The 13,616-nt window shown below is 61.2% G+C and carries 14 protein-coding genes and 1 riboswitch; of the genes, 5 read left to right on the top strand and 9 right to left on the bottom strand.

Annotation, left to right across the window (positions count from 1 at the left end):
- Positions 1–19: 19 nt before the first annotated feature.
- Positions 20–1,108, top strand: coding sequence for a 3-hydroxyisobutyryl-CoA hydrolase (locus CCICO_RS07935; protein ID WP_018019254.1), 1,089 nt, complete (start codon positions 20–22; stop codon positions 1,106–1,108).
- Between the two features lie 177 nt (positions 1,109–1,285).
- Here CCICO_RS07935 and pnuC read toward each other — a convergent pair whose 3' ends face one another.
- From pnuC to CCICO_RS07895, 8 genes are all read right to left on the bottom strand, one after another.
- Positions 1,286–1,993 (bottom strand): nicotinamide riboside transporter PnuC, encoded by a 708-nt coding sequence (gene pnuC, locus CCICO_RS07930; protein WP_018019253.1) that lies wholly within the window; start codon positions 1,991–1,993, stop codon positions 1,286–1,288.
- 150 nt (positions 1,994–2,143) lie between these two features.
- Positions 2,144–2,269: riboswitch (FMN riboswitch) on the bottom strand.
- Between the two features lie 36 nt (positions 2,270–2,305).
- Complete coding sequence (locus CCICO_RS07925) at positions 2,306–3,391, bottom strand: hypothetical protein (RefSeq protein WP_018019252.1); 1,086 nt, start codon at positions 3,389–3,391, stop codon at positions 2,306–2,308.
- Between the two features lie 115 nt (positions 3,392–3,506).
- Positions 3,507–4,073, bottom strand: coding sequence for a tyrosine-type recombinase/integrase (locus CCICO_RS07920; protein ID WP_018019251.1), 567 nt, complete (start codon positions 4,071–4,073; stop codon positions 3,507–3,509).
- Positions 4,074–4,118: 45 nt separating this feature from the next.
- Positions 4,119–4,589 carry a phage integrase central domain-containing protein gene (locus CCICO_RS07915; RefSeq protein ID WP_156809823.1) on the bottom strand — a complete coding sequence of 157 codons (471 nt, stop codon included), beginning with the start codon at positions 4,587–4,589 and terminating at the stop codon, positions 4,119–4,121.
- Positions 4,590–5,243: 654 nt separating this feature from the next.
- The gene (locus CCICO_RS07910) at positions 5,244–5,888 is read right to left on the bottom strand and encodes a hypothetical protein (RefSeq protein ID WP_018019248.1); all 645 of its coding nucleotides are present in this window, start codon (positions 5,886–5,888) and stop codon (positions 5,244–5,246) included.
- A 5-nt stretch (positions 5,889–5,893) separates the two neighbouring features.
- Positions 5,894–6,085 (bottom strand): hypothetical protein, encoded by a 192-nt coding sequence (locus CCICO_RS07905; RefSeq protein ID WP_018019247.1) that lies wholly within the window; start codon positions 6,083–6,085, stop codon positions 5,894–5,896.
- 124 nt (positions 6,086–6,209) lie between these two features.
- Positions 6,210–6,743, bottom strand: a complete 534-nt coding sequence (locus CCICO_RS07900; RefSeq protein WP_083878280.1) for an excalibur calcium-binding domain-containing protein — start codon at positions 6,741–6,743, stop codon at positions 6,210–6,212.
- Between the two features lie 369 nt (positions 6,744–7,112).
- Positions 7,113–7,262: a hypothetical protein gene (locus CCICO_RS07895; protein WP_301354495.1), complete on the bottom strand. Its 150-nt coding sequence runs from the start codon at positions 7,260–7,262 to the stop codon at positions 7,113–7,115.
- 815 nt (positions 7,263–8,077) lie between these two features.
- Here CCICO_RS07895 and CCICO_RS07890 point away from each other — a divergent pair.
- Both CCICO_RS07890 and CCICO_RS11420 read left to right on the top strand, forming a co-directional pair.
- The gene (locus CCICO_RS07890; protein WP_018019244.1) at positions 8,078–8,794 is read left to right on the top strand and encodes a DUF4282 domain-containing protein; all 717 of its coding nucleotides are present in this window, start codon (positions 8,078–8,080) and stop codon (positions 8,792–8,794) included.
- 160 nt (positions 8,795–8,954) lie between these two features.
- On the top strand, positions 8,955–9,089 hold the full coding sequence (locus CCICO_RS11420; RefSeq protein ID WP_494515696.1) for a DUF8730 family Cys-rich protein: 135 nt from the start codon (positions 8,955–8,957) through the stop codon (positions 9,087–9,089).
- Between the two features lie 99 nt (positions 9,090–9,188).
- Here the strand turns inward: CCICO_RS11420 and CCICO_RS07885 are convergent, their stop codons facing one another.
- Positions 9,189–10,823: a peptide chain release factor 3 gene (locus CCICO_RS07885; RefSeq protein ID WP_018019243.1), complete on the bottom strand. Its 1,635-nt coding sequence runs from the start codon at positions 10,821–10,823 to the stop codon at positions 9,189–9,191.
- 22 nt (positions 10,824–10,845) lie between these two features.
- Between CCICO_RS07885 and CCICO_RS07880 the strand changes: the two genes are divergently transcribed.
- Positions 10,846–11,772, top strand: coding sequence for a Sir2 family NAD-dependent protein deacetylase (locus tag CCICO_RS07880; RefSeq protein WP_026161366.1), 927 nt, complete (start codon positions 10,846–10,848; stop codon positions 11,770–11,772).
- A 455-nt stretch (positions 11,773–12,227) separates the two neighbouring features.
- Positions 12,228–13,616, top strand: a complete 1,389-nt coding sequence (locus CCICO_RS07875; protein ID WP_018019241.1) for an anaerobic C4-dicarboxylate transporter — start codon at positions 12,228–12,230, stop codon at positions 13,614–13,616.

The following is a 13,616-nucleotide window of genomic DNA, read 5'->3' as shown; positions in this document are numbered from 1 at the left end:
TCTGTGACACACTGGATACATGACTACAGCAGATTCCACCACGGGCACCCAGGGTGCCGCAGCAGAGAAAACTGTGATCGCTGAGGTCCGCGGTTCGGTCGGCTTCCTCGAGCTCAACCGCCCCAAGAGCCTCAACTCCCTCGACACAGAGATGTGCCAGATCATCCACTCCGCATTGGATGAATGGCGCGAGGATGACACCGTGTCCGGCGTGGTCATCTACTCCAATAACCCTAAGGCCTTCTGCGCCGGCGGCGATGTGCGCGTGATCCGCGAAGCCATCCTCGACGGGCAGCCAGAGGTGGGTGATCACTTCCTAGACATCGAGTACTCCATGAACGCGGCGGTGGTGGACTTCCCCAAGCCCTACATTGCGCTGATCGACGGCATCGTCATGGGCGGTGGTTTGGGCGTGTCCGCCCACGGCAGCCGGCGCGTCGTGTCCGAGCGCTCCTGGGCCTCCATGCCGGAAATGGCCATCGGTTTCTGCCCCGATGTGGGCGTTACCTACGCCTTCCAGCGCATGGTCAATGCCAGCGGCAAGAATTCCTTCCCTCTGGCCAAGTTCTTGGTGCTCACCACCTGGCGGCTGAGCCCGCAGGACATGCTGTGGTCCGGTTTGGCCACAGACTATGTGCCCTCGGAGAAGTTCGAGCAGCTGCGCGAGGCGCTCGAGCAGGTAGCTGATGCGGACGGTATGAATGCCGTGATCGATCAATTCGCCGAGCCCCTCGAGGGCACATCCCAGCTGTCCGAGCTAATGGAGCACATCGAGGTGGTCTTCGACGCCGCCTCGTGGGAGCAGGTAGTAACCCAGCTGGAGGCGTGCCCCAGCGAAGAGTTCCAGGAGCTGGTGCGCGGCCACTTGGCCCAGGCCAACCCGTCCTCGCTCGTGGCCACCATGGAGCTCATGGATGCCAATGAGCGGGTGGATTCGGTGCAAGACGCCTTGGCCAACGAGTTCGCCGTGGGCAAGGTGCTGCGCGAGGACAAGAACTTTGTTGAGGGCGTGCGCGCCGTGCTCGTGGATAAGGGACGCGATGCCGTCTTTGATCCCGCCACCACCGCTGAGGTGGACGTGGAGAAATTCCGCTCCGTGGTGAACTAAGCCCACCACAATGCGATCCGTCCCGTGAGGCCACTGGTCCCTTGTGGCCTATTGGACGGGCGAGGTAGCTTGTGAATCCGCCGCAACCGGCCGAGGATAATGCTCCTTGGCCGGTTGTGTTTTTTGTGGCTGTTGTCCGTGGTGTGGGGATACGGCCCGTGGCTACGCAGCGCTGAGCTAGGCAGGCGCGTGCACAGGCTCCGCTGGGGTAGTGCTGCTGTGGGGTTGGCTGCGGCGGCGGCGCTCGACGCGCGACCATTCCACAAACCCCCATGCCACGAAGCCGCCATAGACCAGATACAGCACGGCCGAAGGGTAGTAGCCGGCGGCCAGCAACAGGGGCACTCCCACAAGATCCACGCTGAGCCACAACAGCCAGAACTCGATCCAGCCCTTGGCCATGCCGAAGGTGGCCAGAAGGGAACCGGAGAAAATCCAGGCATCGGCCCACGGGCCCCACGACCCGAGAGCAGAAAACACCTGGGCGCAGATCACGGTGCTAATCACCATAAAGGTGATGATGGCCAGCCGTTGCCGTGGGGTGGCCCAGTGGGGTTCTACTGCGGCCTCATCGGTGGAACGATCCCGCGTAGAGAGGTTGCGTTGCCAGCCGTACCAGCCATAGAGACTCACCACCAGAAACATCACTTGGCGGGCTGCTTGACCGTATAGATCAAGGTTTTGCGGGGTGTGGAATACCCCGCCAAGAAACACCGTGAAGAGCAAAATATTGCCGATGATGCCCACCGGCCACGCCCACACGCGTCGTTTTAAACCAAAAATGGCGGAACCAATGCCAAATGCATTGCCGATGATTTCGCGCCACAGAATAGGAGCACCACCGATCACAACGGTGGCATCAAGAAGCTCGACTATAGGATTCATTCGCTGACCTACACGCTTTCATGTTTCGGTTGAGCAGAAAACAAATCCTCAGGTGAAACACAACATAGGTCAGCTGTTCAAGCCGCAACGACAAAAACGCACCCGCCACGCTGCGGTGGCGGTCTCGCCGTGTGCGGCGCGTCCAAGCGCCTAGGTTCTCTTCCATCCGGACTATTACCGTCGGTCCCGGAGTTTCACCGAGTCTGCTACAGCCGAAGCTGCGGCTCGTGGACTATCACCACCGGTGGGGAATTACGCCCCGCCCTGAGAACATCTTTCACTATAGCGCGCGCCGCACAGCGAAAACAGGTGCTAGTGCGAAGGAGGTTGGGATACGGGGGTAGTAGGGCTTTGACCCCCACCGTCGCCGAGCGGGTTCCCAGCAGCGGAAGGTCCCGCGCCGGTAGGCCCAACGCCTGCAGGCCCTGCAGGACCCTGGCCCTGCGCCGGTGGCAGGGCGCCGCTGCGGTAGAGCACGCAGCGGCGAGCGGCCTGCAGCTCGGCGTTGAGCTCCGGGGAGTGCGCCGACTCGGCACGCATGAGCACCGGAATGCCGTTGGTGTGTGCCATCTGGATGATCGCGGGATGGCTGGCCACAGCTGGGTGGGTAAAAGGGGGAACATCGTTTGGCACGTCGCGGGCGTCGCGAAGCACCTCGGCCAGGCTCATGCCCAGGCCATAGTCGATCACAAGTCCTTCGCGGGTGGTGATGGGCACGATCTGTCCGGCTAGGCGCAGCTCGTAGCGGCCATCGCCGCAGGGGCGGTACTCGCATTCGAAGAGCCGGGCCAAGCCTTCGATGCTGCGATCCATATTGGGCGAGGCTGGCATGAAGGCGCCGGCATGTAGGAGGGTGCGGTTAAAATCTGCGGCCCCGGCGGCGGGCACGGCCACCAAGATGGTCGCGTTATCGGCGGTGGGAAGATACAGCACTGGCTGATCCGAAAACACAGTACGGACCGCGGAGGCGAGTTCCGCTGCCGTGGCAAGGCTGCGATAGGCGCGCAACTGGGGCGGGTTGTCGCTCGTGGAGTCCGAGTGTTCGCTGGTGGCGCGCAGCTGCTGGGCGGTCGCCACGTCCATGTCTGCGGGGCGGGGAGCGACCCACTCGTGCTCGAATTCGGGGATGGAAAACTCCGCGGCGGCCTCGGCGACACGCGGATGCAGCCACTGCCACACCCCGTTGCTCAGGATTCTGGAGATGCGCTGGCCTGTGATCTCGGTAGGCTTCTGCCCGTCGGTGCTGAGTCGAACGCGCACCGTATGCCCCTCCGCATCGCCGGCTTCCACGGCCGTTACCGAGGAAAGTACAGGAAGGGTGGCGGCATCGAGGCAGGCTTGGTGAAAGTAGCCGTCGGCGCGCAGGTCATCTAGGCAAGCTGGTGCAGGAATACTCACAAGGGTGCATTGTAACGACCCCGCCGGAAGTGCGCGGAAAACACCCAGCATATGCCATGTTTCCAGCTCCCTACACAACCACGCCAGCCCCTCCGGTACACGCCTAATACACGGTTTAATCCACGCCCCGCGCGAGCCGTTCAAGTACCGTCGATAAATCCGGCGCCATGCGCGGCCGGGCAGCGATATAGTGCCGCCTCGTCACCCGCGTCGAGGTGTGGCCCAGCTGCAGCGCCGCATCATTCTCAGTACCGGCGCGCTCAATAAACGTCGCAACCGTGCGTCGCATCGTCCGCAACTCAACCCAGACGAACCGCTCCGGCTCGCCCCGCCCCGCAGCGCGCCGAGCTCGCCGCAACGCCGCCTGCACACCCGACACATTCCGATATCCGCCCCTAGGGGACTCAAACACCGGCGTCTCCTCCTCGACCCGCGGGGCACTCGCCCTCATCATATGCAGCATGCCCGCCGCATACTCAGGCACCGACAACACCCTCACATCCCGAGTCTTAGTATGCGGCTGCCTCACCGTGCCGAGCCCTGCCCCACGCACCACAGTCCCCGAGATAGTGATCCGCGCCGGGATCGAGTCGAGGTCGATGTCGCCCCACCTGAGTGCGAGTATCTCGCCGGGGCGGCACCCGGTTGCTACCAGGAGGTCTAGGACGGCGACCAGATTCACCCCGCTGGGTGGGGTGCGCTGCGCCGGTTGGTCGTCGTCGTCGAGTTATCCCGCCTGCCAGTCAGAGATTCTTTCTCGCAGGTTTCTTAGTTCGCTGGGGGTGAGGTAGGCGACTTCTACCGCTGCGGGTTTGCGCGGCTTGGAGAGCTGGGCCGCGGGGTTGGTGTCGATCACGCCTTGCTCGACGGCGGTGGCGAGCGCTTGTATCAGGATTGAGCGGGCTGTCATCGCTGCGCTGCGTGGCATCGTGGCGAGTGCTGCGGCTAGCGTTGCGGGGCGTAGCTCGCCGAGCTGCACATCGCCCATGGTGGGGCAGATATGCGTGCGTAGGATGTGCTCGTACTGTCGTCTAGTCTGTGTCGCGATACCCTCCCGCGCTGCGAGGTGTCGCCGCACTAGCTCGCCCACGGGCATCGCGCTGGTAAGCGCACCGCCGGTCGCGGCGTGGTGACGGTTTTTGAGCCGTCCCATCAACTCGCGGTGCGCGGCGCTCTTCGAGCTCGCCGTGGCGGTCACATGCCGCACTCTCCCGTCTTGGTCCCTGTACCTCGCCGTTGCGCGCCATCTACCGCTGGCGAGTTTGCGTGTCGAGATGGACCCCCATTCGCCGATGGGTAGCCGTGGCCTGCCGGGCATTACGCTCCCCTCTCGGCGAGGTCGGCGAGGGCGTGCTGGATGAGCGCCTTTTCTTCCTCTGTGACGGTCTCTAGCCGGGTGGCGAGTGTCCCGAGGTCAATGTCGAGGTCGGCGGCGAGGGCGCCGCGGTTTGCGTCTCCGGCGTGCCAGATGAGCGCATCGACTAGGTGTTCTATAGGGGCGAGCCGGTGCGCAGCGATAGTGTCGACGCGGCGTTTCTCTCTGGCTTCAAGAGGGGCTGGAGGGATACCGCGCTAGCAGTGGACTAGCTCGTGGGTGAGGGTGCAGCACCTTCCGGCTGGGGTGAGCCGCGGGTTGAGCCATATGGTGGTGCCGTCGGTGAGTCCGGCTACACCGTCTGGCAGCGGCTGGTTGGTGATGATGTTTATGGGGTTGTGGTGCATGTTTTCACTATATTCAGCCCACCAACAGCATCGAATATGTGTTCTATATTTGGGGGGTGCTGTATATAATGCCCACACAACTAGGCCCCACGGGCGAAGGTTCTAGACCGTCACCTGTAGGGCCTATTAACTAACGACTAACGCTATAGCCATCCTCTTGCAGCAACTCAACAGCGCGAGAAAGGTTCTTCCGAATCACGGTGTCGGTCTGCAATCGATCAAACTGCAGTCGGCTCTCACAGACACGCTCGCGCCAGCCGGGCCTAGCCTCCACTCCGAACTCGTTCACAAGTAACTCAATCACATCTTCCAGACAAATACGGTAGCGAACACCACCCATAGGGAAGTGAACCTTATGCTGCTGTGCGGCTGCATCGTAACGACCTGCGCGCGCAAGCAGTAGTGCTAACGGCACCGAATCGGAGTGAAAATGAAAATGAGAAGCTGGCTTGTTCCTTGCGTCCCTATCGAACTCGAAACGCACGATAGGAAGGTTACGATTCGCCGACTGGAAAAGCACCCTAAAGCTGCTGCTTTTCACTGCGATATGGCTTCCCGACGAATCGATGCCAATCTTGAATACGCCCACGAGCTGCAGCTTATCGTTCAGGGAACGAACTCTGAGAGGGGTTCTAAGTTTCGTCGACGCAGATAGCCTTGTGGCGGAGACGCCCAAGTCTTCCACATCCGTTTGGTCGGGGAAGCAGTCCTCTAGAAGGGCATAGAGCGAAGCAACGAAGTCGCGCGTGGTCCACTCGAAGTCAGCAGGTTTCACCGCGTTTAGCCCTCGCCGAGTACCCAGGTGAGGGCTTCGTATCGGTCGAGGAGGTTTTCCTCTTCGAACTCGATAGCGGTAGCGTCGCGGAGCCGCTTCAACATATCGACGGTGTAGGGCTGCATCTGGGCTACTACCTCGTCACGCTCCGCGCGAAGCGCTTCGTCGGTTTTGGCAGTGAACTGGGGGATTGCCATCGGATTCACCTCCGAGCTGGATGAATAGGTGCAAAGTGCTTTACGTGATACATCCTAGGCTGGTGTCGGAGGCAGAGGGTAAAAGCTGCCCCCACTGCCGCGGTAGGGGTAGCAAACATGGGGGTTATTTATCGCAGGCGATGCCATCTCCATCGCGGTCGAGAGCGGGCCGGTAGCCAGGCTGGCCCTCGTAGATCGGGGCTACACCAGCTGCTCTGGCTGCGTCACAGTTGGGGTAGTAGTCACCGGAAGGTGCGGGAGCGGGTGCTGGAGCTGGAGCTGGGTTAGGAGCGGGCGCGGGTGCAGGCGCTGGGGCCGGTGCCGGGGCAGGGTTAGGTGTCGGTGCTGGGGCGCGCTCAGGCTCGGGGGTTGGGGCGGGTGCAATGTTCACGCGCGGCGGCTGACTAGGCTCAGGCTTTCTACGTTCAGGCTCAGACGGGCGGCTATCGTCGCTACTGTCCCGCTCGGGCTCGGTAGTCTTGTCTTCGCGATTCTCGCTTGATTTCGTGCTCGTCGTGGTACTCGTGGTCGTGGAACGCTTCGGCTTACTGGTAGTGCTGCTAGATGAAGATGTGCTGCTCTTACTCGTACTGCTGCTGGTGTTGTCGTCCTTGGTTGTTTCATCCTTTTGTGCCGAGGGCAAGATCACCCCTCCCATGACGAGCAGCCCTATGCATCCCGCGACGACCAGCCCCCACCTACGGCGCGCATTTGTTACTGGCGCGGGTAGACCCCGCAACAGCTCCCTGTCCTCATCGCTTAGATATTCGCTCACCTGCTGGTCTGATTCTGCCTGTTGTTGAAGCTTATTGTCGCGGGATTGGTAATAGAACCATGTCGCGCCGGGGAGGATGATGGCGACGCAGACCAAGAGTCCTCCTATGAAAGAGCGTGCCCCTTCTGGGATTGTGGCGATGTTCGCTAGGAGGAGCAGGCCGCCGACGATGAGGGATGCGGTGGCTAGTATTTTCGGGATGAGGGACTTGGTGGGCTTGGTCATTGTGGGTCCTTGGGCGGGGTAGGTAAGTTAGTGTTCGGTGAAGGTGCTGGTGTCGTTCGGGTTTACGCGCCGTGCCGCGAGCCCGTAATCGGGTTGGGCTCCGTACTCCTCGGTACGAGGAATCTCAGAGGGTGCTGCCTGGCGGCGCTGGCCTCTCATCTCTGATCGCATGGACATGCGTCGCTGTATCTCGGCGAGCAGCATGTAAACGGGTACTTCTTCGAGGGGAAACTGCGAGTCTGTATATCTGGGGTTGGGTGCTTCTGATCGCGAAGTTGCAATGCGGGTTGCCAGCTCTTTAGCTGCATCGGGGCGCCCTACTGACTCGAGGTCTTCGGGGCTAAGGCCAACCGCTAAAGCAGCTTTAGCCAGCAGTGAGGCCGAAGCGTGTGTGGGGACTTTGTCCTTGTCTGAGGTCGTTAGCCACCCTCTTTCGATGTCTCTCCATCGGGTCTGAGATTTGCCAGCCCGCTCTGCTGCCCGCCGTTGGGACAGCTGTGGTACAGCGCTTTTACGCGCTGCGCGTATCAGCTCAGACTCATGAGGAATGCCGAGGGGATCACCTTTACTCATGCTTTAAGAATACGCATGGATACATGCGCTAACGCGCACTCAAGTGCGCCTTTTGTGTGCATTCACTCAGGAAAGGGTGCATTCTACCTAGCGGAGTGATGAGGTCTCGACGCTTATCGACGTCCCCTCGCACCCCACTCCACCCTGAGGGCAGCATAAGCGCAGCCCCCCCGCGTGAGGGCAAAGACCTAGATAGATGATTGACTCCACAAAATCAGTTCATTAGCCTAACCACCCGTGTCTTACCGCCATGACGTGCGCATTTCGGTGACTGCAGTGTCACTGGTGTGGTGGCTGTAGAGTGCTGCCACTTGCTCCTCGTGTGTGCATAGCGGTTGGAGACAGCAACCATCTTCTCGGCGTGAGCTTGCGACTTAAGCGATAGCTACGCACCACTATTTTCAAGGAACCACCCCCCAATGGATAACCAGTATCCCACCAGCGACGACAACAGCACCAACAACAGCACCAACGACAACGCTGGAGCCGCCGGCGCACATAGCGCACACAACACCAACAGTTCTCACGGCGCGAACGACAGCACGAGCAGCAACACGAACGGCAACACCAGCTTCGGCGCCTCCGCTCAGCACGGAGCAGATAATGCTGGCGCGCACACCGACCAGAACAACGCACCGTTCGGCGGCCAGCAGTATGGCGCGCAACAGACTGGCGCGCAATATAGCCAGCCGCAGAACCCCCAGCAGGGTGCTGCCCCGTTCTACCCCAGTGCCGAGAACTACCAGAACTCGCAGGGGCAGGGGGCCGGGCTCGGTGGTACTGGTCTACCGCAGTTCAGTGGGGTGGGCGCGGAGTCGAAGAACTTCGTGCAGGCGCTGTTCGATCTGAGTTTCTCCAGCTTCATCACGATCAAGTTCGCCAAAGCCATTCACCTCGTCAACATGATCCTGGCCCTGCTGGGCTACGCCTTCTGGGTGTTCATCTGGACGGTTATGGCAGATGACTCCGTGCTGGGCATGGCGGCATCCTTCTTCTCGATTATCACGCTGCTCTTTGGCTGGATCCCGGCCTTGGTGCAGATTGTGGTGGTGCGACTGGCCCTTGAGATGAACATTGCGCTCGTGCGCACCGCACAGAACACCTCTGCGCTACGTGAAGCAACCATAGGCTACTAGCCAGGCCGTTTAGGAGCACCGGCCACGGGATGCTGCCGAGGCCAGTGCGCTTGCGATAGATGCACAGGGACACGCCTCGCCGGAATTCATCATTTCGGTTGGGCGCGTATTATTGCAGGTAGATCAAATATTTCCGGCAGTAGAGCGAAGGAGCGCTGTTATGTGTCGTCCGGTTGAATGTCCCACCTGCGGTAAAACCACATGGGCGGGGTGTGGTGAGCACATCGCCCAAGTAAAGGCCACGGTGCCACCAGAGCAGTGGTGCGATGGCGATCATAAGAACAGCGCCCACTAGGCTGCCCGCCTAGCCACAGCAGGGGGCGAGCAGAAAGCCCGAGCAGAGAGGCCCCACAAGGTAGATGACAAGCACCCACCTCTGGGTGCTTGTCTCTTTTTAGTCGGCCACGAGGGGGAAGAGCTCGAACTCGGGGTGTTCCTTCTCAATAAAGCTCAGTCGCCATTTGTCGCCAAAGAGGGCGATGAGTTCGCCATCGGTGCGGGTGAAGATCTCTACGCCACGCTGCTTGTTCAGCTCGGGGGCCGTGGCGGCGGTGGTGCGCCGTGCCACCGAGTAGGGAACAGGTTCGGTGATGGTTTCCACGTTGTATTCCACGTCCATGCGCGCTTGCATCACTTCGAACTGCATGGGGCCCACGGCAGCCATCACGGGCGCGGCGTCGCCACGCGCCTCGTTCTTTAAGATCTGCACCACGCCTTCAGAATCGAGCTGCTCCAGGGCCCTGCGGAACTGCTTGTATTTGCCCAAGGTCTTGGCGCGCAGCGTGCGGAAGTGCTCGGGGGCGAATTGCGGCATGGGGGGAAACTGCACTTTGCGGCCGGCGTAGATGGTGTCGCCCGGTGCGAGCGAACCGGCGTTGACCAAGCCCACAATATCGCCCGGGTAGGCGGTGTCTACGGTGTCGCGGGTGCGGCCGAACACGGTGAGTGCGTATTTGGTGGAGAAGCTGCGCCCAGACTGGGCGTGAGTGACTTGCATGCCGCGATCGAACTCGCCGGAGACGACGCGCATGAACGCTAGGGTGTCGCGGTGTTTGCGATCCATGCCGGCCTGAACCTTAAACACCACGCCGGCGAACTCGCTGTCGAGGTCGCGGTGATCATCAATGGCGGAGGTGGCTGCGGCCACAACGGCTGGGTCTGCGGAGCGGGGAGCTGGCTGCGGGGCGAGGGCACAGAGGGTGTCGAGGATTTGGTGCACACCGAAATTGAGCATTGCCGAGGCGAAAATCGTTGGGGAGGTGGTGCACTCGAGGAAGAGCTCTTGATCGTGCACCGCACCGTCGGCGGCCATGAGCTCTACTTCTTCCGCGGCGGTCTCCCACGCGGTGTCTTCCTTTGCGGCGGCCTCCTCCGGGGTGTAGTGCTCCTCGGGGGCGATGGTAGAGCCGCCGGCGGTGCGCAGGAAGTGGATGTATTCCTCGGCCTCGCCGTCGGAGTTGATGCGCGCCAAGCCGCGGAAATTGCCAGCGGCACCCACGGGCCAGAACAGCGGGGTGGGTTGCAGCCCGATCTCGGAGACGATCTCATCCATCAGCTCGAGGGGTTCTTTGCCCACGCGGTCCCACTTGTTCACCACGGTGACAATGGGAAGGCCGCGGGCTTTACACACACGGAACAGCTTGAGGGTTTGGGGCTCAAGGCCCTTGGCGCCGTCGATAAGCATCACTGCAGCATCCACGGCGGTGAGCACGCGGTAGGTGTCCTCGGAGAAGTCGGCGTGGCCGGGGGTGTCCACGAGGTTGATCATGTACGGCTCGCCTTTGTGGCCCTCGGGGGCGTATTCAAATTGCAGCGCCGAGCTGGCCACGGAGATGCCGCGTTCTTTCTCCATGTCCATCCAGTCGGAGACGGTGGCCTTGCGCCCGGCTTTGCCGTGCACCGCGCCGGCTTCGGCGATCACATGTGCGTGCAACGCCAACGCCTCGGTCAGGGTGGACTTACCGGCGTCGGGGTGGGCGATCACGGCGAAGGTTCTGCGGCGCGAGGCCTCGTCAACTACTCTGCTCATGGTGTTTCATCATAACGCCTCGATGTCCGAATCAATCGCTCGCACGCATGCCTCCGCGGTGCGCTCGATTCGGCGCGTGGTCAACGAAACCACCACCCCGACCGAGCCTGCAGAAGCCGTGGCGCGCATTGCCGAACTTTTCGCCACTGGGCGCGCCGCGGTACTCACCGGCGCGGGGGTGTCCACGGCCTCAGGTATCCCGGATTATCGCGGCCCGCAGGGCTCGCTGGCGCGCTCGCGCCCAATGACATATCAAGAGTTTCGCTACGATCGCGCCGCCCTGCATCGCTACTGGGCCCGGGCATATGTGGGGTGGCGGCACTTGGCCAAGGCGCGGCCGAACTCGGTGCACTACCAGCTCGTGGAAATGGAAGATGCAGGGCTGATCACTGGGGTGATTACCCAAAATGTGGACGGGCTTCACCGCGCGGCCGGCAGCAGCAGACTCGTGGAGCTACACGGCGATCTCTCCCGTATCGAATGTTTGAGCTGCAAGGCTGTGTTGCCACGCTCGCTTATCGACGCCCGCCTGCACTCCGCCAACCCCACCTACCTAGAGAAAGCCGAGGCTAGGCGCGGCGCGGTGAATCCCGATGGAGACGTATCCCTCGACGATGACATCGTAGAGCGCTTTCAGCTGGTGGGGTGCCCTCACTGCGGTTCGCAGCTACTCAAACCACACGTGGTGTACTTCGGCGAGCCTGTGGCCGCCGAATGCAAAGCGGCGGCACGAGCAATCGTGGACGAGGCAGACTTTCTGCTCGTGGCGGGCTCGTCACTGGCGGTGATGAGCGGCTACCGCTTCGCTATCGAGGCTCAGCGCGCCGGGAAGCCAGTGGTGGTGATCAATGGCGGTCCGGGGCGAGCCGATGATCGCGCCGAGGTGCTGTGGCGCAGCGATGTGCAGCACGCCTTCGCGATGCTCATTGACGCCACCGGGCTGGCCTGACGTAACCATCTGTGTAGCAGAGGGAGAGCCACTGAGAGGAACACCGCTCAGTCCATCCGCTGGTTCCATCGGTAAAGAATGTCGTCCCCGCCTCGTGGAGATTCGCATCGCCACACTCGCGGATGGTCTTATTCATGACCGTCGGGACGGCATTGCCAAGAGCTTCTGTGTAGCCCACTACCGGTTCCTCGCTAGCGGCTGCCGGAGCCTTGCTGTGTGTGACTGCGGATTCCTGAGAGCTGAGCTCAGTGCTCGTGATCGTGTTCGTATCGGTGCTAGTGGAGCTGCTGATGGATAGGCACCTCCCAGCTAGACATCCCACCTCCTGCTCGCATAGCCTTGGGGGTAGCGTTGTGATCTCACAGCTGGGCCTAGAAAACGAGTCTGTGCAGGTATGATTAGTGGGATTGAAGGCGCGTGTAGAAGCTGTTTAACCCCTAGTGAGAGGCAGTGTCATGCTTTCTGGGCTCCTCGACCCCACGTCCACTCTTGCGATCGTGCTGCAAGTCGCGATCATTCTCTTCTGTCTTCTTCTCGGCACCCGCTACGGCGGAATCGGGCTCGGCCTGATCTCTGGCCTCGGGTTGATGGTGCTGGTCTTCCTCTTTGGGCTGGCACCCGGCGAGCCACCAGTATCGGTAATGCTCACGATCATTGCGGTGATCGGCTGTGCATCCACCTTGCAGCAATCCAAGGGCTTGGATGTGATGATGCAGTTCGCAGAAAGGCTGCTGCGCACTAAACCGCACCTGATTACCATTCTTGCGCCGCTGACCACGTGGACGCTCACGGTACTCTGCGGCACCGGACACGTTGTGTACACGATGTTTCCCATCATCGAAGACATCGCGGTGAAGAAGAATATTCGCCCTGAGCGGCCTATGGCTGCAGCGTCTACTGCGGCGCAGATGGGCATCACCGCCTCGCCGGTGTCTGTGGCCACAGTGTCGCTTGCTTCTATCTTGGCTGAGAATGCCGGAGTGATCGATCAGGCGTTTTCCATCCCACAGATCCTCTCTGTGGCGCTGCCGGCTTCCCTGAGTGGTGTGCTTCTGGCCGCTTTGTGGTCTACCCGTCGCGGCAAGGATCTCGATGATGATCCTGAATTCCAGCAGCGACTCCAGGATCCCGAGTTCGCCGAGACCATGCGTAGCAGCAACACCTCGCTGCTTTCGCAGACCTTCGACAAAAGCGCCTATCGTGCGGTGGCGGTGTTCTTCTCCGCGATTGCCGTCGTTGTGCTGTTGGGGGCTGTGGAAGGGCTCAGGCCCAGTTTCCCCACCGAGGATGGGGTGATGAAGCCGCTGTCGATGAATCTGGTGATTCAGATGGTGATGTTGGTTGCCGGCGCCATCATTCTGCTCTGGTGCGAGGTGGATAAGGCAAAGATCGCTAATACCACCGTGTTCAAAGCAGGTATGACGGCGGTATTCTCCGTCTTCGGTGTGGCCTGGATGGCAGATACCTTCTTCAGCACACACATCGATGCCTTAAAAGACGGCCTCGGTGATGTAGTGGCCTCAGCGCCGTGGACCTACGCCTTGGTGCTGCTTATCGTGTCCAAGCTGGTTAACTCTCAAGCCGCGGCGCTGGTCGCTATCGCGCCCTTGGGTTTGAGCCTCGGGGTGGATCCGGTGCTTATTGTCGGCTTCTACGGGGCGGCCTACGGCTACTGGATCCTGCCCACCTACCCCTCGGACCTGGCGTGCATCGGTTTTGATCGCACCGGCACCACTCGCATTGGGAAGTTCGTGATCAACCACTCCTTCCTCATCCCGGGTGCCATCAGCGTGGCCACCTCTTGTGTGGTGGGATCGCTGCTTGCCCAGCTGATTCTCGGCTAG

The organism is Corynebacterium ciconiae DSM 44920, from assembly GCF_030440575.1.
GTDB classification, from domain to species: domain Bacteria; phylum Actinomycetota; class Actinomycetes; order Mycobacteriales; family Mycobacteriaceae; genus Corynebacterium; species Corynebacterium ciconiae.
This window is presented reverse-complemented; position numbering and strand designations above follow the sequence as displayed.